This is a genomic window from Pontibaca salina, assembly GCF_016307205.1.
Classification (GTDB): domain Bacteria; phylum Pseudomonadota; class Alphaproteobacteria; order Rhodobacterales; family Rhodobacteraceae; genus Pontibaca; species Pontibaca salina.
The window spans coordinates 70,752-90,810 of the sequence record NZ_JAEIJD010000005.1; the positions used below are offsets into that span (position 1 = coordinate 70,752).

The window sequence follows — 20,059 nt, forward strand, 5'->3', positions numbered from 1 at the left end:
CCGCCTATACACTGCCCCGCAATCAAAGCCAGAGGCAAGCCATGACCTATCATCCAAAATCGGAATTCCTGCGTGTGATGATCGAACGCGGCTATCTCGCCGACTGCACCGATTTGCAGGGGCTGGACGATGCGCTGATGGCCGGAGTCGTGCCGACCTATATTGGCTATGACGCCACGGCAAAATCGCTACATGTGGGGCATCTGTTGAACATCATGATGCTGCGCTGGCTGCAAAAAACCGGACACAAGCCGATCACTCTGATGGGCGGCGGCACCACGAAGGTGGGCGATCCGTCGTTCCGCGCCGATGAGCGCCCGCTGCTGACGACCGAGCAGATCGACGAAAATATCACAGGTATGAAACAGGTATTTGCCAAATACCTAACCTATGGCAACGGTGCGACCGATGCGCTGATGCTGGACAATGCCGAATGGCTGAGCGATCTGAACTATTTGGAATTCCTGCGCGACATCGGGCGCCATTTCAGCGTCAATCGGATGCTGTCCTTTGAATCGGTGAAATCGCGGCTCGACCGGGAACAATCGCTGTCGTTCCTCGAATTCAACTACATGATCCTGCAAGCCTATGATTACTTGGAACTGAACCGCCGCTATGGCTGCCGGTTGCAGATGGGTGGCTCGGATCAGTGGGGCAATATCGTCAACGGCATCGACCTGACCCGCCGGGTTCTGGACCATGAAATTTACGGGCTGACCTCGCCGCTGCTTTCGACCAGCGACGGGCGCAAGATGGGCAAATCAGCGGGCGGCGCGATCTGGCTGAACACGGACAAGCTCTCACCGTACGAATTCTGGCAATTTTGGCGCAACACCACCGATGCGGATGTCGGGCGGTTTTTGAAGCTTTACACCGAACTGCCGCTTGATGAATGTGAGCGTCTAGGCACCCTGAAGGGGTCTGAGATCAATGCCGCCAAGATCCGGCTCGCCAATGAAGTCACGACGCTGTGCCATGGTGCAGAGGCCGCGGCCGCAGCCGAAGCCACGGCCCGCGAGGTGTTCGAGAAAGGTGGTGTCGGGGACGACCTGCCCACCTTGTCGCTAACACGCGAGCAGATCGGTGACGGGGTGTCGGTCGTGCAACTGATCGTGCGGGCAGGTCTGGCCAGTTCCGGAAGAGAAGCCAAGCGCCTGATCGCCGAGAACGGGGCACGGCTGGACGATGTGCCGCTTAGCGATGCTGGATTGATGATTGATGCCGCCGCGTTGGCAACGCCAATCAAATTGAGCGCCGGAAGGAAACGGCACGCACTGGTACGGCTGGAGGGTTAGGTTTAACCCTCGGCCTTTTCCGCCAGTTCCAGCCATTCCTCTTCCGCGGCGGTGAGTTTTTTCTGCCGCGCCACCAGCGCATCGGTCGCCTTCTGAAATTTGACCGGCTCACGGGTGTAAAGCTCGGGGTCGGACATCAGTTCTTGTAGCTTCGCAATCTCGGCCTCAAGGCGGGCGATTTCCTCGGGCAGGGCCTCAAGCCGGTGCTTTTCAGTGAATGTGAGACTGGGTTTTGCCTGTCCCGATGCTTTGGCCCTCTCCGCCTGCGGCTTTTCGGCCTTGGGATCAGGCTTGGGCACCGCAGCCGCTTCGGTCGCAGCGCGGTGCGCCGCATAGTCGCTCCAGCCGCCGGCATGAATGACAGCGCGGCCCTGCCCCTCCATCGCGATCGTGGTTGTGGCAATGCGATCGAGGAAATCGCGGTCGTGGCTGACAAGCAGAACTGTGCCCGCGTAATCGTCCAGCAGTTCCTGCAGCAGATCCAGCGTTTCGATGTCAAGATCGTTGGTTGGTTCGTCGAGCACCAGCAGGTTACTTTCCCGTGCCAGCAGCCGCGCCAACAGCAATCGCGCCTTCTCCCCGCCCGAGAGCGAACGCACCGGCGCACGGGCTTGTGCCTCGTCAAACAGGAAATCCTTGAGGTAGCCGATGACATGACGCGGCGCTCCGCGCACCATGACCTGATCGGCCTTGCCCGATACTCGCATTTCAGGGTCACCGGTCAGACTGTCCCAAAGCGTCATATCCGGATCAAGCTGCGCCCGCGCCTGGTCGAAATAGGCGATTTGCAGGTTGGTGCCCAAGGTGACGCTGCCGCTATCGGGTGCAGTTTGGCCCAATAGCAGTTTGAGCAATGTCGTTTTTCCAGTGCCATTGGGGCCGACAACGGCCACCCGCTCGCCCCGGTGGACGGTCAGCGAGAAATCGCGCAACACCACCTTTTCATCGTAAGATTTCGATATATCAATGGCTTCGATCACTTTGCGGCCAGACCTTGCGCCCGCTTCCAGCGCCAGTGCAGCAGTGCCCTGTCGGCGGATCTGGCCAGCACGTTGGGCGCGCAGATCCTGCAGCGCGCGCACCCGGCCCTGATTGCGCTTGCGCCGCGCGCTGATCCCTTCGATTGCCCAGCGGCTTTCGGATTTGATCAGCCGGTTCAGTTTGTGGCGCTGGCTGTCCTCTTCTTCCCACACCTGATCGCGCCATCCTTCAAAGGCGTCGATCCCTCTGTCCAGACGGCGCACTTGGCCACGGTCGATCCACAGCGTCGCGCGGGCAAGATTGCGCAGAAAGGCGCGGTCGTGGCTGATCAGAATATATCCCGCACGGGTCGCGGTCAGTTCCGACTCGAGCCAGGCGATTGCCTGAATATCCAGATGGTTCGTCGGCTCGTCCAACAGCATCAAATCTGGGGCCTCGCCCATCAGCTTGGCCAGCGCGGCGCGGCGGCGCTCTCCGCCAGACGCGGTTGCGACAGGGCGCTCGGGGTCGAATTTCAGCCCCTCGGCGGCACGTTCAACGCGGTACAACTCGCCCGGCCCAAGACCGCTGGTGGCATAATCGCCCAAGGTGGCAAATCCCGCCATCGAAGGATCCTGTTCCATATAGCCAACCGTATTGCCCGGCGCGATGCTGACTTGGCCGCTATCCGGCTCGACCAACCCGGCCATGACCTTCATCAGGGTCGATTTGCCCGATCCGTTACGCCCGACCAGCGCCAGCCGGTCGCCCGGCTGAACCACCAGGTCGAGATCTGAAAATACCGGATCACCACCGAATGTCAGCGCGATGCGATTAAGTTGCAAAAGGGGTATGCGTGCCATGCCTGCGAGCTAGCCATGGTTGCACCTGACGTCAATGGGACGCGGCAATAGTCCGCAGCAGTCGCTTCCGCGCGGGCGGGATTGCGGCGATCTCAAGCATGGTAAAGACATGCAGCGTGTTCATGTGCCAGTCGATCACCGCATGGTCGCTGACTTGCCCGCCCATCAGCAGATAGCTGCGCAGCAATGGCGGCATTTGAGCGGCAGCGCTGCGCGGATCGGGCCGGCACTGCAGTTCGGCCGCAAAGCGGAACGGATCGGGCCATTTAACACCCGGACGGAGTGCCAATGGCGCAAGATGGCGGGCCTTCAACACGGAGAACGCATCCAGATAGGGTGTGGGATCAACGCCGGAAAAAGACGAACAGCCAAATAGAAACGCCGCGCCCCTTTTATCGACAAACCGCGTTATTGCCCCCCAAGCAATACGTAAAATGTCCGGATCGTGCCAATCGGGATGAATGCAGAAACGACCGATCTCGAACATTGGCGCGGCAAGCTGGGCTAGCCGGGACAGGTCGTAAAACTGTGCCGAATAACTGCGCTTTGCCTCGCCTCCATTGGCCAAGGCCAACATGCGCAAACAACACACCAGAGTACCACTCTGCTCAAGACGAATCAGCAGGTGGGTGCATAGCGGGTCAAACTCGTCACTCCCGCCCGGAGGGCCGAATGCCAACACCCGCAACGCTACGGCGTCCGCGATCTCGCCTTCACCACTGATCAAATATGCGCTATAACGCCCTTTGGTCAGAAAAGGTAAATCGCTCTGCCTGCTTGTCACGGCCCCCTGTGTTCTGGCCACTGGCTCAGACCGTGGGCGACGCAATCATTGCAGGACCGAGGCCGGATTGAAGCGACCCAGATTGCCCAAAAGCTGACGCAGGAAAGTTTTATCCTCGACGCTGGAACTGGTCACGCGCCGCTCTAGCGGGACTGCCCGCCCGTCCTCGAGCCCGAAGCGTTCGATATTCTGCACCACACCCGAATTGTTGAAGCTGATCGCAACCAGCTGGCGATCCACGACCTTGGGCTCCATCGGGCCAAAATGGCGCAGCCGCGACGAGATGTAATAAAAGCCGCTGTCATCCAGCACACCGTTCGCGGTGGGCGCGCCGATGGTTTCCACCACAGTTGCGCGCGTATCCTTACCGACTGTCACCTGAGATAGTTCGGTGGCTGTAGGAACATAGCCGTGATTGCGATAGACTGCACTGCACGCGGTAAGCGACAACAATGCCAGACCGGCCAGCCCTGCGCGCGCTGCGCCTGCAAACGTTTTTGGTGTGGCGAACATAGCTGTCCCCTTGCCTCGGCTTGAATGGCCTTCTATCCCGATTACATAGGCCGTGCCAAGGGTTCAAGAAACGAAAGACTGTAAATGCCCCACAAAACTGCCCTGCTAGTTGTCAATCTCGACGGAAACACGCCGACGCCATTCGATCTGCGCCCCGATGCCGCGCAACGCGACGCATTAGCGCGAGAGCTGGGCCTGAGCGGCTTGCGCAAGCTGCGCTTCTCGGGTGAGATCAAGGCACAAGGCAGTCGCGACTGGGTCCTGCTGGGGCGATTGGGGGCCACCGTGATACAGCCCTGCGTCGCCACGCTAGAGCCGGTAACCACGCGGATCGACACGGACGTAAGGCGCACCTATCTGGCCGACCTGCCCGAGCCCGAAGGCGAGGAGGTGGAAATGCCCGAGGATGAAACACAGGAACGGCTGGGCAGCCATATCGACCCACACACCGTCATGGCCGAGGCTCTTGCTCTGGCAGCGCCCCTTTATCCCCGCGCTAAAGGCGTTGATCTGGGTGAAGCGGTCTTTGCCGAGCCGGGGGTCGAACCGCTGCGCGACCGCGATCTCAAGCCCTTCGCTGGACTGGCAGAGCTGCGAGATGCGCTAAAAAATGGAACCTGATGACAAATACGCGGCACCAGCTTAAAGAATTCTCTTGCGCCGGGCGATAATACCGGTATTTTCCCGCCTTCATCGGATTTATGGTTGGACATTGCACGGATCGCAGCCTAAACGCACGGCGCGCCGAGCATGACGACGCAAAGACAAAACGCAATTTCGCCGCCGGGATCGCCCGCTGGCCCCATTAGGCAAGGTTTGAGACATGGCCGTCCAGAAGAACAAGGTTTCCAAATCGCGTCGTAACAAGCGTCGCGCACACGATTCGCTGACCCCAGCGAACCCCAACGAATGCCCAGATTGCGGCGAACTGAAGCGCCCACACCATGTATGTGCGTCTTGCGGCCATTATAACGACATGGAAGTCGTCGCCTTGGCCGACGAGATCGACCTGGATGAGGACGCGGCGTAAGCCCTTGACGGATGGGCAATTAAATGACGGCCCAACCCGATCAGGCCTCTGAACAAGCCGGACGCATCATCATCTCGGTCGACGCCATGGGCGGCGATGCCGGCCCGGGGGCCGTTGTTGCCGGTCTGGCCGCATCGGCAGCGAAGAACCCCGAGATCGGCTTTATCCTGCATGGCCCCGAAGTCCGGTTGCGCAAACTGGTTGCCAAACGGCGCGATCTGAACAATCGGGTCACATTTCGCGACGCACCTGATGTCGTCACCATGGACGATAAGCCCAGCCTTGTCTTGCGTAACGGCAAGAACACGTCGATGTGGTCGGCGTTGGAATCGGTACGCTTGGGTGAGGCGGCAAGCGCGGTCTCCTGCGGCAACACCGGCGCACTGATGGCGCTCAGCATGATCCGCCTGCGCAAGCTGCCCGGGGTTAACCGCCCCGCGATCGCCGTGCTTTACCCCGCACTCGCCGCGCGTAAATTCAACGTTATGCTGGACGTCGGGGCCGACGTGCGCGCGGATGCTGCCGACCTGCTTCAATTCGCCTTGATGGGGGCCTCATATGCCCGCAATGGCATGGGCCTGCGCCGCCCGCGCATCGGTCTGCTGAACGTTGGTACTGAAGAGCACAAGGGCCGTGCCGAGTTGAAAGAGGCGCATACCTTGATCGCACAATTCAGCGACAGCGCCAATTTCGAATATGTCGGCTTTGTCGAAGGCAGCGACGTCACTGGCGACGCGGCCGACGTGATTGTGACCGACGGGTTTACCGGCAACGTTGCTATCAAGACCGGCGAAGGCACTGCCAAGCTGATCTCGACCCTGCTGCGCGATGCGTTCCGCCATTCGCTGCTGTCCCGATTGGCGTCTATCCTGGCCATCACTACAATCCGCCGGTTGCATAAACGCATCGATCCGCGCCGGGTCAATGGCGGCGTGTTTCTGGGCCTCAACGGCACCGTGGTGAAATCACATGGCGGGGCTGATGCCACTGGTGTTTCATCGGCGATCAAGCTCGCGTTTCAGTTGGCCAAGTCCGGGTTTACCGATAGGCTGGCGGCACGGGTTGCATCTACCGCCGAGGTCGCGCAAGAGGAAGCAACGCCGTCGGCAGCTGATGCGGCAAAGACGGTCAACGACAAATATGAAGGTTAGGCATGACAAGTCGCGCAGTTATCACCGGGGTCGGCCATTATCTGCCCGAACGGGTCGTGCCGAACTCGGAATTCGAAGCAACGCTGGATACCTCGGACGAATGGATCAGATCGCGTTCGGGAATTGAGCGGCGTCATTTTGCTGCCGAAGGTGAAACCACCTCTAATCTGGCCAGCAACGCGGCCCACGCCGCACTCGCCGATGCCAAGCTTAGCATCGACGATATCGACGCGATCATCGTGGCAACCTCGACCCCTGACCTCACCTTCCCATCGGTGGCGACGATGGTACAAGAAGAGTTGGGCATGAACCGTGGGTTCGCCTATGATCTTCAAGCGGTCTGTGCCGGTTTTGTCTATGCGCTGGCCAACGCCAATGCCCAGATCGTCGCCGGTCAGGCAAGCCGGATACTTGTGATCGGAGCTGAAACCTTCAGTCGCATTATGGACTGGACCGACCGCTCGACCTGTGTGCTATTTGGCGATGGTGCGGGTGCAGTCGTGATTGAGGCGCAAGACGGCGAAGGCACCGCAGCGGATCGTGGCATTCTGTCAATCGACCTCAATTCTGACGGGCGGTTGCGTGATCTGCTGTATGTGGATGGCGGCGTGTCCACGCAACAAACCGGAAAACTGCGCATGCAGGGCAATCAGGTCTTCCGGCAGGCTGTCGAAAAACTCACCGTTACCGCCGAAACCGCGCTGGGGCGTGCCGGACTGTCCAGTGAGGACGTGGATTGGATCGTGCCGCACCAGGCGAACATCCGGATCATTCAGGGCACGGCAAGGCGCATGGGCCTGTCAATGGACAAGGTCGTCGTGACCGTACAGGATCACGGCAATACATCCGCCGCATCGATTCCCCTAGCGCTGTCCGTCGGAAAACAGCGCGGACAGATCAAGGCCGGCGACCTTATCGTGACCGAAGCAATTGGCGGCGGGATGGCATGGGGCGCGGTGGTATTACGTTGGTAAATTGCCCTAGCGCGAATATGCCAATGCGCATGCGCGCAAATCATTGATATTGACAGTGAATTTGCGCTACCCTTATTATTTATCAAACAATGGGGGAACAAATGGGCGAAAAGACTCTTACACGCATGGATCTGAGCGAGGCCGTCTATCGCGAAGTTGGCCTATCCCGCAATGAAAGCGCACAGCTGGTCGAAAGCGTTCTGGACCATATTTCCGACGCCCTAGTAAGCGGCGAACAGGTCAAGATATCATCCTTCGGTACGTTCAGCGTCCGTGACAAATCGGCCCGCATTGGCCGCAACCCGAAAACTGGTGAAGAGGTCCCGATCCTGCCCCGGCGGGTGCTGACTTTCCGACCTTCGCACTTGATGAAGGAGCGTGTTGCCCTTGGCAACAAACCTTGAGGCAGGCCATCACATGACTAAATCGCCCGATGCCTTTCGCACGATCAGCGAAGTTGCCGATTGGCTTGGGGTCCAAGCGCACGTGCTGCGTTTTTGGGAAAGCAAGTTTACGCAGATCAAGCCCGTTAAGCGCGCGGGTGGCCGACGATATTACCGTCCCGCCGACATGCAACTGTTAAACGGGATCAAGACGCTGCTGCACGGTCAGGGTATGACGATCAAAGGCGTGCAGAAACTTCTGCGTGAACAGGGTATCGCTCAGGTCGCTGCTCTGTCCCAACCATTGGAAGACGACGGCGGCATCGAAACAATCGAGTATGACAGCGCCACCGTCTTACCCTTCGCCATCGGCAAAACAGCAACCACGATCAAACCGGGCTCCGCGACTGATTCGGTTGTCGGACTGTCAGGAATAGGAAATCTTGCCGAGACTTCGCCCTTGCCCGAGCAAGCCGCTCAGACCAGCATCGCAGAGGCTCCCGATGCGGCTGACCCGCAAACGTCCGCGCGGGCTGAAACGCCCGTTGACTCCCCCTCACCCGACATCGACGCCGTTGCTCCACTGGTCCATGCCCCCCTGCCGTACCGCCCGCTGCAACATTTGGCCCGACTGAACCGCCTTAGCGCCGATCAGGCGCGCGATATGGCGCCGCTGGCGCAGAAACTGCGCGCCTGGGTCGAGCAAGTTTCAGAGACACCATCGGGCTGAGGAAAAAGGCGTGATTTCTCCTTGCTCCCGGCCTGAAACTCGGTATGAACAGGCCAACGTCGGGCTATGGCGCAGTCTGGTAGCGCGTCCGTCTGGGGGACGGAAGGTCGCAGGTTCGAGTCCTGCTAGCCCGACCAAATTCATTCGACGATCCCCACTCGTCGCTCCCTCCATCTTAAGGGGTGTCCAATGAGCGGCGTATGTCCTAATCAGCAGATTGAAACCATGATCGCCGAGGGAACGATTCTTGCCGATCCGGCAATCGATCCGCCGCAGATCCAACCCGCCAGTCTTGATCTGCGCCTCGGCCACGTCGCCTATCGCGTACGCGCGTCCTTTCTGGCCGGGCACGGGCGCAGCGTTGCCGACCGGTTGGCAGATTTTGAGATGCACCGCATCGACCTGAGCGATGGCGCGGTGCTGGAAAAAGGCTGCGTCTATCTGGTGCCGCTGATGGAATCGCTTGCTCTTCCTCAAGATATGAGCGCGGTCGCCAACGCCAAAAGCTCAACCGGGCGGCTGGATCTGCTGACTCGTACAATCACTGATGGCGGCACTGAATTTGACCGGATCGCAGCAGGGTATCACGGCCCACTATATGCCGAAATCTGCCCGCGCTCATTCTCGGTCTTAGTGCGGCCCGGTATGCGGCTGAACCAGATCCGTTTCCGGCGCGGTCAAGCAACGCTTGATGACAACGATTTGGCTGCACTTCATGCGCAGACACCGTTGGTCGATGGACAAGCAGTCATTCAAGACGGTCTGGGGTTTTCGGTCGATCTACGCCTGCCCGGCAGCGATCTGGTCGGCTATCGCGCCAAACCCCACACTGGCGTAATTGATCTTGACCGGATCGGGGCCTATGACCCGGCGGAATACTGGGAAGAGGTGCGCAGCTCTGACGGCCAGATCATCCTTGATCCAGGCGCTTTCTACATTCTCGTCAGCCGCGAGGCAGTGCATATCCCGCCGCGCTATGCTGCCGAAATGGCCCCTTATCTTGCGATGGTGGGTGAATTCAGGGTGCATTATGCGGGATTCTTCGACCCCGGCTTTGGCCACGATGCTGCCGGGGGGGCGGGGTCACGAGGAGTGCTTGAGGTGCGCTGCCATGAAGCTCCCTTTGTGTTGGAGCACGGGCAGGTGGTGGGCCGGCTGGTCTACGAGCGCATGAGCGAAATCCCGACACAGCTTTACGGTGCGCAAATCGCCTCGAACTATCAAGGCCAGGGGCTGAAGCTGTCGAAACACTTCAAGACATCCGGCTAACCGCTCACTGTATTTCAGAACTTGCCAATTCTCCGCGTCGCCTTGACAGACTGTCGCTGCCGCCGCGCCATCTGCTTGTCTTGTGGCTGCCCGCCCGCATCATGGGCCGGAGCATGATCGCGACGCGGTCCACGGCCCCGTCCCGAGGCTGCCTTTATGCCAAAATCAACGCCCGAATTGACTCCACGTCGAATGAGCGTGCGAATGATCATGTTGATGATCCGGCTCATATTCATGCCGATCCCCTTTCATCACTGCCCAACTCCAGCATAGGACGCGGCGGCAATATTGTCACCAAGCAATGGAAAAGGCGCTGTTTTGCCTAATCCTCGAACAGTTCGCTCTGGCCCGTGGCGGCCTCGTCTTCTTCCAGCGTCTCGGGACCCGGTGGCATCATAGCGGACGGGGGGCGGCTCTCCAGTAGGCCGGCGGCGCGCAGTTCTTTCAAACCCGGCAAATCGCGTGCGCTCTCCAATCCGAAATGGTCCAGAAACCCCGGTGTGACAATAAAGGTCACGGGGCGCCCCGGTGTCATTTTGCGCCGCCCCAAGCGGATCCATTCCAATTCAAGCAATTGGTCGATGGTACCGCGCGAGACCGAGACGCCGCGGATTTCCTCGATCTCGGCGCGGGTGACGGGCTGGTGATAGGCAATGATCGCCAAAGTTTCGACCGCGGCGCGGCTCAGCTTGCGGCTCTCGATGGTTTCCTCGCGCATCAGGAACCCAAGGTCAGGCGCCGTGCGCATGGCCCAGGCATCGCCCACCTTGACGATATGCACACCGCGCCCGTCGTAGCGGTTGCGCAAATTCACCAGCGCCTCCGCGGGGTCGCAGCCTTGTGGCATGCGCGCCTCAAACTCCCGCAGGGTCACCGGTTCGGCACTGGCAAACAGCACCGCCTCGACCATGCGCTCTTGCTCCTCCATTGGCGGGACGGTGAAGGCGCTCGTTTTACGCTCTTCACTCACGCGCGAGCCTCCTTGCGGCGCAGGTGGATCGGGGCGAAGGTCTCGCTCTGGCGCAGCTCCGCCTGCCCCTCCTTGACCAGTTCCAGCGAGGCCGCAAAGGTTGCCGCGGTGGCCGAGCGTCGGCGCACCGGGTCATTATCCCACCCCTCCGGCAGGTAGCTTGTCAGGTCGGTCCAAGCGCCGGCAAAGCCGATCATCGGACGCATCCGCTCCAACGCCTGTTCCAGAGTGAACACGTTATCACGGTCCATCACGAAGGGGCGGAAATCGTCGCGGGTCCGGATCCGCGCATAGCCTTGCATGAGATCCAGAAGCGTCGCGGAATAGGTCGTTGTGCGAACCCGTGCCACATTCTGCGTCTGACCGCGGGCAAAGAAATCACGCCCCAGTTGGTCGCGCGCCATTAACCTGGCCGCGGCATCGCGCATTGCCTGAAGGCGCTCAAGTTGAAATGCCAGATGCGCGGCCATGTCGGCACCCGATGGCCCCTCATCTTCGGGATCCGGGGGCAAGAGCAGGCGGGATTTCAGGAAGGCAAGCCACGCCGCCATCACCAGATAATCCGCCGCCAGCTCCAATCGCAATGCTTTGGCATGCTCGACAAAGGCCAAATATTGCTTCGCCAGTTGCAGCACCGAAACCTTGAGCAAATCAACCTTCTGCGTGCGCGACAAAGTCAGAAGAACATCAAGTGGTCCTTCAAAGCCGTCTACATCAACGATCAATGCCTCAGCGGCCATTCGGTCGGCAACCGATATCGCCTCATTCTGAAACGGCTGTTGCGCGGTGTCCATCATGGCGCACCCGCCGGCATCAGTGCAGCAAGCTCGTTCTCGGCGGCTTCCGGGTCAAAATCGTCCGGGCTTTGGCGAGCGGCCAACGCTGCCATTGCGCGTCGCGTTGCTTCGGACTCCATATGCCCGGCAGCGTCGGCGACTGCGTCCCGCTCGGCCAAGCTTCCATTACAGAACAACGCTACATCGCAGCCCGCTGCAATGGCCGCGCGGGCATTCTCAGCCGAGGTCCCCGGCAGCGCCTTCATCGCGATGTCGTCGCTCATCAACAGCCCGTCAAAGCCGATTTGCTCGCGGATCAGCGCAATCATCCGGGCCGACAGGGTGGCCGGCTCGGGGGCGATTGCGTCATAAACCAGATGCGCTGTCATCGCCATCGGCAGATCGCTCAGTGCTCGGAATGGCGCGAAATCGGTCTGCGCCAATATATCCGAGGAAGCCGACACATGGGGCAGTTCATGGTGGCTATCCAAGGTGGCACGCCCGTGGCCGGGGATATGTTTGACCACCGGTACCACCCCGCCATCCAGCATCCCCTGCGCCGCCGCGCGGGCCAGCCGTGCAACAATTGTGGGATCATCGGCAAAACAGCGGTTTTTCAGGAATGGATGAGTGCTATCCCCGGCCAGATCTGCGGTGGGCGCGCAGTTGCTGTCAATTCCCAGCGCATACAACTCGTGGGCGATCAAACGATATCGCAAATAGATCGCGCGTTCGGCCCCGGCCCCGGCCGCGCGCACTTGGTCCAGCGGAGCGGGCCAATCGCGCGCCAAGGGCGGGCGCAGACGCTGCACACGCCCGCCTTCCTGATCGATGGTGATCGGCGCATCCCGCCCGACAGCGCTCCGCAACTCGTCACACAGCGCACGAATCTGGTCAGGGGCTTCGAGATTGCGCGCGAACAGAATGAAGCCAAACGGATCGGCGGCTGCGAAGAGCGCCTTTTCCGCCGCGCTCAATCGCAGACCCTGAGCGTCAAGGATGACCGCACCGAAACTCATTTTGCGGCTACGGGGATGCACTCGGCCTGTTCCGCGATCAGAACGGCGCAAAAGCGGCGCGCGGCGGCGATGTCCTCAAACCCCATCGCACGCAGGCGATAGAAATTGCGCCCACCGCTTGAGGCTTCCTGAATCACCCGCGATTTATCGGACAGATAATCGTCGAACCGCGCTGCAAGACGGGCCCATTCGGCCCGCGCGGCCTCGGGGCTTTCCAACGCCCCCAACTGCACCAATGGGGTTCCCGGCACCAAACTGTCGGCTGCGACTTCCTGGGTGATGGTTTGCGTCACTTTGACCGGGGCAGAAACCTCGGCGACCAAGTTTCCCGGTCGATTCAGTGGCCGGCGCGAAACTGCAACGCCCGGCCCTTGAACACCTGCCGTAGCCTTGGCTGGCTGCGCATCTCCGTCGCCCACCAGTTCGGCGAGAACCGCATCAATAGATCCGGCTGGAAATGACGCGGGGCCAGCGGTATTGCTGTCGTTTTTATCAAGAGCCCTGTCGGCATCCGGGTTGGCGATGAAGCTGCCACCGCCATCAGACCGGACCTTGGCGGTTGAATCGCTGTTCTCTCGCGCGTCAACGTCCGCATCGCCATCAATTTGGCCAGCATTTTCCGCATCCGCATCATCCGCGGCCGCATCCGGTCTGAAACTAGCCATAGGCGCATCTTCCGGAGCCAGCGCCACAGGACGCGGAGCGAGCCGGAGCGTATCCGCAGTGGGCGCCGCCGATCCTTTGGCGGCGACCCGGTTCACCGCCAGCCCCTGATGGTCGGCGGCCTGTCCGCCCGGATCCTCGGGCTGCGTGCGCACCGGACCCTCGATGGCGCGCACGACCGGGACACCGCTGACATCGCGCATGATAAGCTTGTAGCCCCAGAACGCGATACCGACCACCAATGCAAGGGACGCCACAGCGCCCGCGACATTGACCAATTTGGCGATGCCGGAGGACAGGCCGGGCGGCCCTGCGGGCGCATCCTGCCTGTCGTCGTAATATTCCATGTCCGCCTCACTGCCCGTTGCGGCGCGCTGGCCGCAATCAATGCTTTCTTGTGTCTGCCTCAACCGACGGATCGGGCGATTTTGTCACCGCATTTCCTGTGCCGGAGTGACGCCGAGAATACCAAGACCTGCGGAAATAACAACGGCCACGGCCTGTGCCAGCGCCAACTTGCTGTGGCTGGCCGACATGTCGCCCTCTTGCAGGAAGCGCAGTTCGGGCTGATCGTTGCCTCGATTCCACAGAGCATGGAATTCGCCCGCCAGTTCATAAAGGTAAAACGCGACGCGGTGCGGTTCATGGCTGCGCGCGGCGGTTTCCACCAAACGCGGCCATTCGGTCAGCTTCTTGGCCAATGCAAGCTCGGCTTCGTGATCAAGCTTACTCAGATCCGCCGCGGCCAGCGTCACCGAATCCGTGGCGATACCGGCCTCGGCTGCGCGGCGCTGCACGCTCTTCACACGGGCGTGGGCGTATTGGACGTAAAAAACCGGGTTTTCGCGGCTTTGTTCCAGCACTTTGTCAAAGTCAAAATCCAGCGGCGCATCATTTTTGCGGGTCAGCATGACAAAACGCGTCACGTCGGGGCCGACCTGATCAACGACATCGCGCAGCGTCACGAAATTGCCAGCGCGCTTGGACATCTTGAACGGTTCACCGTTCTTGAACAGCCGCACGAGTTGCGTCAGCTTGATATCCAGCGGCACGCGGTCCTCGCTCAGCGCGGCAACGGCGGCTTTCATCCGTTTTACATAACCGCCGTGATCGGCACCGAACACGTCGATCAGGGTATCGAAGCCGCGCGAGATCTTGTCATAGTGATAGGCGATGTCGGGCGCGAAATAAGTCCAGTTGCCATCGGATTTCATGATCGGCCGGTCCACATCGTCGCCATATGTAGTCGAACGGAACAAGGTCTGTTCGCGCGGCTCCCAATCTTCGGGTGTCTTGCCTTTGGGGGGCTCCAGCACGCCGCGATAGATCAGGCCCTTGTCGCGCAGATCCTCGATCGCGGCCTCGATGCGGCCGGTGCCGTAAAGCGATTTCTCGGAAAAGAACACGTCCATTTCGACGCCCAGTGCCGCCAGATCCTGACGGATCAAGTCCATCATTGCCGCGGTGGCGATATCGCGCAACTCTTCAAGCCAGACGCTTTCGGGCTGGCCTACCCAAACATCACCCTTGTCGCGAGCCACAGACCCGCCCACCGGAATCAGATAGTCGCCGGGATAGGTGCCGTCCTCGAACGCGACCTCCTGGCCCAGCGCCTCAAGATAGCGCAGATAGACCGAACGCGCGAGAACATCGACCTGCCCGCCCCCGTCGTTGATGTAGTACTCGCGCACGACCTGAAAGCCCGTATAGTCTAGCAAACTGGCCAGCGCATCGCCAAAAACCGCGCCGCGGGTGTGGCCCACATGCAGCGGGCCGGTCGGGTTTGCGCTGACATATTCCACGTTGACGCGCTTGCCCTGCCCCAGCTGTGAGCGGCCAAAATCGGTACCTTCGGTCAGAATGCGCCCAACGACGTCCTGCCAGACCGATGGCGCCAGACGCAGGTTCAGAAAGCCCGGCCCGGCAACTTCGGCGCTGGTGATACGGGTGTCATCCAAAAGGCGGGCGGCCAGATCGCCGGCGATATCGCGGGGTTTCAGCCCCGCAGGCTTGGCCAAAACCATCGCGGCGTTGGTCGCCATGTCGCCATGCGCAGGATCACGCGGCGGTTCAACAGCCACATTGGCGAAATCCAGATCCTGCGGCAACGTGCCGGCCTCCTGCATCGCCTCAAGCGCGCCGATTACAAGGGCACGGATATCGGTAAACAGGTTCATCGCATGGTCCTTTTTATTGATCCAAGCGGTTTAACACGGGCGCGGCCCGCGTCAATGGCGCTGCGCGCTCTCCTCAGGGGGATCGGGGGGATAAAGCGCTATTAACTGATCTCCCGGCCCGGCCTTCAACTGGGCGTCTTGATCAAGCAGACGCAAGCCCGCTTTGCCGTCATATTCCGCCATTGGCAGCGCTTCAGGGTTTTTGTCCAGCCAATCGTCAAGCGTAAACTCCTCGGTCAGACCGGTCGCTCGGAAATGCCAGCCGTTATGGATGCGTCGGTTGGCCTCAAAATACGACAGCTCTCCGCGCAAGATGCGCCCGCCAAGAGTTGCGGGCAACGCGTGTCGGGCGGTTTCCTGCCGGACCGGTACCGGTTGAAAGACACTCTCGCGCCCGAAATCATGAGCCATTCCCGTGCAGACCAACGTGTTATAGGCATCATTGTCGGTGGCGGCGATCACTTTTTGGTAGCGAACGAAATCAAGAGAATGTTCCGCAGCCTCGGACAGGACATCTCCGAAATAGCTTTTCAAGCCGGCGCGACGGGCGGCGCGCAGATGCGCATGGTTGGGATCGGCGATCAGCACCGGCAGTTCCAGCTTTTCCAGCAGCTGGCCAAAAGCGACCGACCAAGGCGCCCCCCCAACGATCAGCACCCCCGGCGTATCGCTGGCGGTTACACCCAATACGCGTGCTATCGGGGTCAACGTAAATCCGTGCAGCACGACGGTCCCTGCCACCAATGCAAATGCCAATGGGCCGATCAACGCCGCATCGTCAACTCCCTGCGCGACCAGCCGCTCGCCGAACAATCCCGCCACCGCCACCAATACCACGCCACGGGGGCCGGTAAAGGCAACCAGAATCCGCTCTTTCCACGGGATGTTGCTAAACGCCAATGAAATCAGCACGGTTGCGGGTCGCACCGCAAGAATAACGACCACAATGAACAACGCCGAGCGCCAGCCAAGCATTTCCAGCGTTCCAAGACTGGTCCCGGCAGCCAGCAGGATGAAAACGCCCGACACCAGCAGAACCGTGGCATGCTCCTTGAACCGGCGCAATTCCTCGAAGCTGGGCAGGCCAGCATTGGCAATCCACAGCCCCATGATCGTAACCGCCAAAAGCCCGCTTTCGTGCAGCACGAAATCCGACACCGCGAATACCGCCAGCAGAACCACGAATAGGACCGGCACTTTCATATATTCCGGCACCTTGCCGCGCCGGAACGCCCATGCCATTCCGACACCGCCGGCAAGTCCCAGCGCCACCGCAAAGCCGATCCCAATGCTCAGATCCCAAAACGCCTCGCCGCGTGTTTCGGTCGTCTGCAGGACCAATACGACCTCAAGCGCCAGAACAGCCGCAAGCGCGCCGACCGGGTCGTTGACGATCGCCTCCCATTGCAGCAAGGCGGCAGGGCGGCGCTTCAGCCGCGCCTGCCGCAGCAGCGGCGCAATTACCGTCGGTCCGGTGACGATCATGATACCGCCGAACACGGTTGAACTGGCCCAGCTCAGCCCGACAACCCAATGGAGGGCAGCCGCCGACAGCAACCAGCCCAGCGGCGCACCGATCAGAACAAGACGTTGCACCCCCTTCGCGGCATCCTGCAGTGACCGGAAATTCAGTGTCAGCCCGCCCTCGAACAGGATGATCGCCACCGCAATCGCGATCATCGGCGCGACCAATGGCCCAATATCACGCGCTGGATCGAATACCCCCAGCCCCGGCCCCACGATCAGCCCGGCCGACAGCATCAATACAATTGCCGGCAGGCGCAGCTTCCACGCCAGCCATTGCGACCCCACGCCCAGTGCCCCCACCAGCGCGAACGCCATGACCGGGGACATGCTCGCCGTTTCGCTCACTGCCATATCCTGTCCCCCAGTCCCTCTATAGAGGTCTTTATGATGCCAAACGTCTAGCCATGTGGCGGAGTTCCACGTTCCGGCACCGGCTTGCCGCCGCACAGACGCGCATGTTCCTGTAAAGCGAAGCGGTCGGTCATGCCGGCGATGTAATCACAAACGATGCGGGCCAGCCCGGTCTTGTCGTTCGCCGACTCGACATCCCTGCGCCATTGTTCCGGCAAAAGCTCGCTGCGCGCCATGAAAAGCGGGAACAGATCCTGCACCACGGCAGTGACCTCGCTGCGCATCTTGACGACCATTGGCGCGCGATACATGCGGTCAAATAGAAACGCGCGAACCTCGCGCAAATCACGCCAGACCGTATCTGAAAACCGGATCATGGGTCGTCCGGCGGTGCGGATATCGTCGACGTCGGGGGGGTCAAGCCGCGCCAGATTGCCCCGTGACACCGCGATCACATCCTCGACCAGCAGCCCGAAAAACCGCCGCAACGCCTCGTGCTGGCGGCGATAAGGCTCAAGTCCGGGATAACTTTCATCGACCTCCGAAAAACAGCGGCCCAGCAGCGGAAGTTGGGCCAGTTCATCGGTTGCAAACAATCCCGCGCGCAGACCGTCATGCAGATCGTGATTGTTATAGGCAATGTCATCGGCCAGCGCCGCCACCTGCGCTTCGGCGCTGGCATAAGTGTGCAATTCCAGATCGTGGCGCAGGTTATAGTCGGCCAGCGCCCAGGGGATCGGGGCCGTGACCGGCCCATTATGTTTGGCAATGCCTTCCAGCGTTTCCCAGGTCAGGTTCAGCCCGTCGAACTCGGCATAATGGCGCTCCAGGGAGGTGACGATGCGAATTGCCTGGGCATTGTGATCAAACCCGCCAAAAGGCGCCATCAGATCCGAAAGGGCATCCTCGCCCGTATGGCCGAAGGGCGTGTGCCCCAAATCATGCGCCAGCGCCACCGCCTCGGTCAGATCCGAGTTGAGGCCCAGCGCCCCGGCGATGGTGCGTGCGACCTGCGCCACCTCGATCGAATGGGTCAGGCGGGTGCGGAAATAATCGCCCTCATGCTCGACGAACACCTGGGTCTTGTGTTTCAATCGCCGGAATGCGCTGGCATGGATGATCCGATCGCGATCCCGCTGAAAGCACGAACGGAAATGACTTTCCTCTTCGCTGACCAGCCGCCCGCGACTGCGATCCGGGTTGGCGGCATATTTCGCCCGCATTTGGCCCTGTCCTTGTTGCCTGTCCTCAAGACGTCTATATTGCAACAGCGCCGCTTTGTAACCGGTGCTGTTGCAATATGATCCAATTCGGAGATCCGTTGATGAAGCTGCCACCAAAAGTCACCGACCGCGCGTTTGCTCGTCTGGCCGAGATCGGCGCGCAGGATCAGGGACAGGCGCTGCGTGTCGCCGTCGATGGCGGCGGCTGTTCGGGATTCCAGTATGACATCCTTCTGGACCAGCCGAAGGAGGATGATCTGGTGCTGGAAGGGCACGGCCAAAAGGTGGTTATCGATTCCGTGTCCTTGCCATTTCTCGAAAACGCGGTCATCGATTTCACCGAAGAGCTGATCGGCGCACGTTTCGTGATCCAGAACCCCAACGCGTCCTCGTCCTGCGGCTGCGGCACCTCGTTCTCCATGTAACGCGCCGATCACAAGAGGGTTCGTGCCTGCAGAAACGCCGCTTTCGCCTGCGCATTCAGGGATCGCCTTGCCCCCTCTCTCGACATCGGCGATAGATCGCCCCTGCATCACGCGATCGGAGTCTTCCAGAATGAAAATCGCCACATTCAACATCAACGGTATCAAGGCCCGCGCTGCCGCCCTGCCCGAATGGCTGGACGAGGCCGATCCCGATATCGTGTTGCTGCAGGAGATCAAATCCGTCGACGAGGGCTTTCCCAGAGACCTGTTCGAGGATCGCGGCTATAACGTTGCGACGCACGGGCAAAAGTCCTTCAACGGCGTGGCGATCCTGTCAAAATTCCCGCTCGAAGATGTGAGCCGCGGCCTGCCCGGTGATGACAGCGACGAGCAGGCGCGCTGGATCGAGGCAACCGTGGTCGGCGATCAGGCATTGCGCGTCTGCGGTCTCTACTTGCCCAATGGCAATCCCGCGCCGGGGCCGAAATACGACTACAAGCTCGCCTGGATGGAACGGCTACACGCCCGGGCCGCAGATCTGCTGACGAGCGAGGAACCGGCGCTGCTGGCAGGCGATTTCAACATCATCCCTCAGGACGAGGACGCGGCAAACCCCGAGGCTTGGCAAAAGGATGCCCTGGCCCTGCCCCAAAGCCGCGCCGCCTATCGCCGTCTGGTGAACCTCGGTTACACTGACGCGCTGCGCGCCCGGGTACAGGGCCCGGGACATTACACCTATTGGGACTATCAGGCGGGCGCATGGCGGCGCAATGACGGCATCCGAATTGATCACATCCTGCTGACGCCACAGGCCGCTGACCTGCTGCGCGATGCCCAGATTGATTCCGATATTCGCGGCCGCGAAAAGCCCTCGGATCATGTCCCGCTCTGGATTGACCTAGACCTGTAAGCCTCGCCCCTATTTCTTTCTGGTTGGAAATACCTCGGGGAGTGCGAGGGGCAGCGCCCCTCGTCT

Annotated in this window: 20 protein-coding genes and 1 tRNA gene; 11 read left to right on the forward strand and 10 right to left on the reverse strand. The window is 60.6% G+C overall.

Features of this window, described 5'->3' with window-relative positions; translation table 11 throughout:
- Positions 1 to 41: 41 nt before the first annotated feature.
- Positions 42 to 1,295 (forward strand): tyrosine--tRNA ligase, encoded by a 1,254-nt coding sequence (gene tyrS, locus JAO82_RS07870; protein WP_198685826.1) that lies wholly within the window; start codon positions 42 to 44, stop codon positions 1,293 to 1,295.
- Positions 1,296 to 1,297: 2 nt separating this feature from the next.
- Here tyrS and JAO82_RS07875 read toward each other — a convergent pair whose 3' ends face one another.
- The 3 genes from JAO82_RS07875 to JAO82_RS07885 are packed head-to-tail and all read right to left on the reverse strand — an operon-like array spanning position 1,298 to position 4,415.
- Positions 1,298 to 3,118, reverse strand: a complete 1,821-nt coding sequence (locus JAO82_RS07875; RefSeq protein ID WP_198685827.1) for an ABC-F family ATP-binding cassette domain-containing protein — start codon at positions 3,116 to 3,118, stop codon at positions 1,298 to 1,300.
- A gap of 31 nt (positions 3,119 to 3,149) precedes the next feature.
- On the reverse strand, positions 3,150 to 3,902 hold the full coding sequence (locus tag JAO82_RS07880; RefSeq protein WP_198685828.1) for a GNAT family N-acetyltransferase: 753 nt from the start codon (positions 3,900 to 3,902) through the stop codon (positions 3,150 to 3,152).
- A gap of 45 nt (positions 3,903 to 3,947) precedes the next feature.
- Complete coding sequence (locus JAO82_RS07885) at positions 3,948 to 4,415, reverse strand: outer membrane protein assembly factor BamE (protein WP_198685829.1); 468 nt, start codon at positions 4,413 to 4,415, stop codon at positions 3,948 to 3,950.
- Positions 4,416 to 4,499: 84 nt separating this feature from the next.
- Here JAO82_RS07885 and JAO82_RS07890 point away from each other — a divergent pair, with 84 nt between their 5' ends.
- The 8 genes from JAO82_RS07890 to JAO82_RS07925 all read left to right on the forward strand — a co-directional run bounded on the left by JAO82_RS07890 (position 4,500) and on the right by JAO82_RS07925 (position 9,952).
- Positions 4,500 to 5,036 (forward strand): YceD family protein, encoded by a 537-nt coding sequence (locus JAO82_RS07890; protein ID WP_198685830.1) that lies wholly within the window; start codon positions 4,500 to 4,502, stop codon positions 5,034 to 5,036.
- A gap of 202 nt (positions 5,037 to 5,238) precedes the next feature.
- On the forward strand, positions 5,239 to 5,445 hold the full coding sequence (gene rpmF / locus JAO82_RS07895; protein ID WP_198685831.1) for a 50S ribosomal protein L32: 207 nt from the start codon (positions 5,239 to 5,241) through the stop codon (positions 5,443 to 5,445).
- 23 nt (positions 5,446 to 5,468) lie between these two features.
- Entirely contained in the window at positions 5,469 to 6,596 is a 1,128-nt protein-coding gene (plsX, locus tag JAO82_RS07900; protein WP_198685832.1) for a phosphate acyltransferase PlsX, read from the forward strand.
- Between the two features lie 2 nt (positions 6,597 to 6,598).
- Positions 6,599 to 7,570, forward strand: a complete 972-nt coding sequence (locus JAO82_RS07905) for a beta-ketoacyl-ACP synthase III (protein ID WP_198685833.1) — start codon at positions 6,599 to 6,601, stop codon at positions 7,568 to 7,570.
- A 101-nt stretch (positions 7,571 to 7,671) separates the two neighbouring features.
- Positions 7,672 to 7,974, forward strand: coding sequence for an integration host factor subunit alpha (ihfA, locus tag JAO82_RS07910; RefSeq protein ID WP_198685834.1), 303 nt, complete (start codon positions 7,672 to 7,674; stop codon positions 7,972 to 7,974).
- Positions 7,975 to 7,987: 13 nt separating this feature from the next.
- On the forward strand, positions 7,988 to 8,683 hold the full coding sequence (locus JAO82_RS07915) for a MerR family transcriptional regulator (RefSeq protein WP_198685835.1): 696 nt from the start codon (positions 7,988 to 7,990) through the stop codon (positions 8,681 to 8,683).
- A gap of 60 nt (positions 8,684 to 8,743) precedes the next feature.
- A tRNA-Pro gene (locus JAO82_RS07920) sits at positions 8,744 to 8,820 on the forward strand.
- A 52-nt stretch (positions 8,821 to 8,872) separates the two neighbouring features.
- The gene (locus JAO82_RS07925) at positions 8,873 to 9,952 is read left to right on the forward strand and encodes a 2'-deoxycytidine 5'-triphosphate deaminase (protein WP_198685836.1); all 1,080 of its coding nucleotides are present in this window, start codon (positions 8,873 to 8,875) and stop codon (positions 9,950 to 9,952) included.
- A 322-nt stretch (positions 9,953 to 10,274) separates the two neighbouring features.
- Here JAO82_RS07925 and scpB read toward each other — a convergent pair whose 3' ends face one another.
- The 7 genes from scpB to JAO82_RS07960 all read right to left on the reverse strand — a co-directional run bounded on the left by scpB (position 10,275) and on the right by JAO82_RS07960 (position 18,658).
- On the reverse strand, positions 10,275 to 10,880 hold the full coding sequence (gene scpB / locus JAO82_RS07930; protein ID WP_198685952.1) for an SMC-Scp complex subunit ScpB: 606 nt from the start codon (positions 10,878 to 10,880) through the stop codon (positions 10,275 to 10,277).
- Positions 10,881 to 10,918: 38 nt separating this feature from the next.
- Positions 10,919 to 11,719 (reverse strand): segregation and condensation protein A, encoded by an 801-nt coding sequence (locus JAO82_RS07935; RefSeq protein ID WP_232897292.1) that lies wholly within the window; start codon positions 11,717 to 11,719, stop codon positions 10,919 to 10,921.
- Complete coding sequence (nagZ, locus tag JAO82_RS07940; protein WP_198685837.1) at positions 11,716 to 12,717, reverse strand: beta-N-acetylhexosaminidase; 1,002 nt, start codon at positions 12,715 to 12,717, stop codon at positions 11,716 to 11,718. The genes JAO82_RS07935 and nagZ overlap by 4 nt, the downstream gene beginning before the upstream one ends.
- A complete protein-coding gene (locus tag JAO82_RS07945; RefSeq protein ID WP_198685838.1) occupies positions 12,714 to 13,727 on the reverse strand; it encodes an SPOR domain-containing protein in 1,014 nt (337 codons plus the stop codon). The genes nagZ and JAO82_RS07945 overlap by 4 nt, the downstream gene beginning before the upstream one ends.
- An 84-nt stretch (positions 13,728 to 13,811) precedes the next feature.
- A complete protein-coding gene (gene argS / locus JAO82_RS07950) occupies positions 13,812 to 15,557 on the reverse strand; it encodes an arginine--tRNA ligase (protein WP_198685839.1) in 1,746 nt (581 codons plus the stop codon).
- 51 nt (positions 15,558 to 15,608) lie between these two features.
- On the reverse strand, positions 15,609 to 17,435 hold the full coding sequence (locus JAO82_RS07955; protein ID WP_198685840.1) for a cation:proton antiporter: 1,827 nt from the start codon (positions 17,433 to 17,435) through the stop codon (positions 15,609 to 15,611).
- A 47-nt stretch (positions 17,436 to 17,482) separates the two neighbouring features.
- Positions 17,483 to 18,658 carry a deoxyguanosinetriphosphate triphosphohydrolase gene (locus tag JAO82_RS07960; RefSeq protein ID WP_198685841.1) on the reverse strand — a complete coding sequence of 392 codons (1,176 nt, stop codon included), beginning with the start codon at positions 18,656 to 18,658 and terminating at the stop codon, positions 17,483 to 17,485.
- 101 nt (positions 18,659 to 18,759) lie between these two features.
- Here JAO82_RS07960 and JAO82_RS07965 point away from each other — a divergent pair, with 101 nt between their 5' ends.
- Positions 18,760 to 19,083 carry a HesB/IscA family protein gene (locus JAO82_RS07965; protein WP_198685954.1) on the forward strand — a complete coding sequence of 108 codons (324 nt, stop codon included), beginning with the start codon at positions 18,760 to 18,762 and terminating at the stop codon, positions 19,081 to 19,083.
- A gap of 130 nt (positions 19,084 to 19,213) precedes the next feature.
- Entirely contained in the window at positions 19,214 to 19,993 is a 780-nt protein-coding gene (gene xth, locus JAO82_RS07970) for an exodeoxyribonuclease III (protein ID WP_198685842.1), read from the forward strand.
- Positions 19,994 to 20,059 lie beyond the last annotated feature (66 nt).